The sequence below is a fragment of the Sphingomonas segetis genome (genome assembly GCF_009720245.1).
Taxonomy (GTDB): domain Bacteria; phylum Pseudomonadota; class Alphaproteobacteria; order Sphingomonadales; family Sphingomonadaceae; genus Sphingomicrobium; species Sphingomicrobium segetis.
This window is the reverse complement of the sequence record NZ_WJSQ01000296.1, coordinates 1-1,076: the sequence shown is the minus strand read 5'-3', so window position 1 is coordinate 1,076 and position 1,076 is coordinate 1. Positions and strand designations below refer to the sequence as shown.

Below are 1,076 nucleotides of genomic sequence, written 5' to 3'. Positions count from 1 at the left end.
CGGCGCAAGGGCGGAGGCCGAGTCGAACTGGTCGCCGCGCACCGGCGGGGCCGGCGGCGGTCAATTGGCGCGCCCGGCAGGCCGCCCACCGTTCAACCTGGAAACCTTGCCAGTCACTCTCGGCGGACAGCACTTCATCCTCTCCCGGTTCACGATGAGCCGGGCGGGGGTGCGAGGAATGATTTCGACGGCCTTCTGAATTCCGCATGCAACGGCGTTCGGAGGGAAACATCGGCAATCAATCACCAACATATCACCTCGCCGCACTAGAGCAGGCGGCGCCGAGCGCCTCGAATGGACCTCTCAAGAAAAGGGAGGCATGTATGACACATTATCGCACAGCCCGGGCAACGACTGCCCTGATCGCCGCCATCGCGGCATCGACATCGATCGCCGATCCGGCGCACGCCACGGCAGCTTCGGGATTCACCGCGGCTCAGCAGTGGAAAGGCGTCTACGGCGCGCTCGACGTCGACGCGGTCAAGACCGGTGAGTGGGACGTCAAGATCAAGTCGAAGGCAAGGTCCGACGTCTACGTGACCCGCAATGCGATCGACGTAGGCGGGCAGAGCGGTTGGCATACCCATCCGGGGCCGAGCCTGATCACGGTCACGCTCGGCGAGATCACGGTCTATGAATCATCGCTGTGCACGCCGGTCCGCTACCATGCCGGCGAGGGCTTCGTCGACGAAGGCGGCGGTCACGTTCATCTAATCCGGAACGAATCCGGAGCTGCCGCGGAGACCGTCGCAGTTCAGTTCGTACCGGTCGGCGCCACCAGGCGAATCGACGCTCCGCAGCCCAACAACTGCAGCTTCTAGATCGGTCAGGTCCGGTTCCAGAACGACGGAGGGCCCCGCGATCGCTCGCGGGGCCTTGCTTTAGCCGCCCTCACCCTGGCCCTCTCCCGCATTCGGGAGAGGGGATAGAGGTCAGTCCGCGTCATCCCCGGTCAGGAACGCGGGAGCGAACTTCGGCTCTTCGCCGCCTTCGCGCTCGCCGCCACCTTCGCGCTCGTGCCTCGGGCCGCGGTCGCCGCGGTTTTCGCCGCGCTCGCCGCCTTCACGGCGCGGGCC

At 66.2% G+C, this 1,076-nt stretch carries 2 protein-coding genes; both read left to right on the top strand.

Features of this window, described 5'->3' with window-relative positions; translation table 11 throughout:
• The coding region (locus GH737_RS15950; protein ID WP_230558858.1) for a hypothetical protein at positions 1–199 on the top strand (199 nt) is incomplete at its 5' end.
• A gap of 124 nt (positions 200–323) precedes the next feature.
• Entirely contained in the window at positions 324–821 is a 498-nt protein-coding gene (locus GH737_RS14885; protein WP_155265535.1) for a cupin domain-containing protein, read from the top strand.
• Positions 822–1,076: the final 255 nt, after the last annotated feature.

Excerpts from the sequence above, each read along its gene's own strand:
- GH737_RS14885 (WP_155265535.1), top strand. The coding sequence starts at position 324 with ATGACACATTATCGCACAGCCCGGGCAACGACTGCCCTGATCGCCGCC.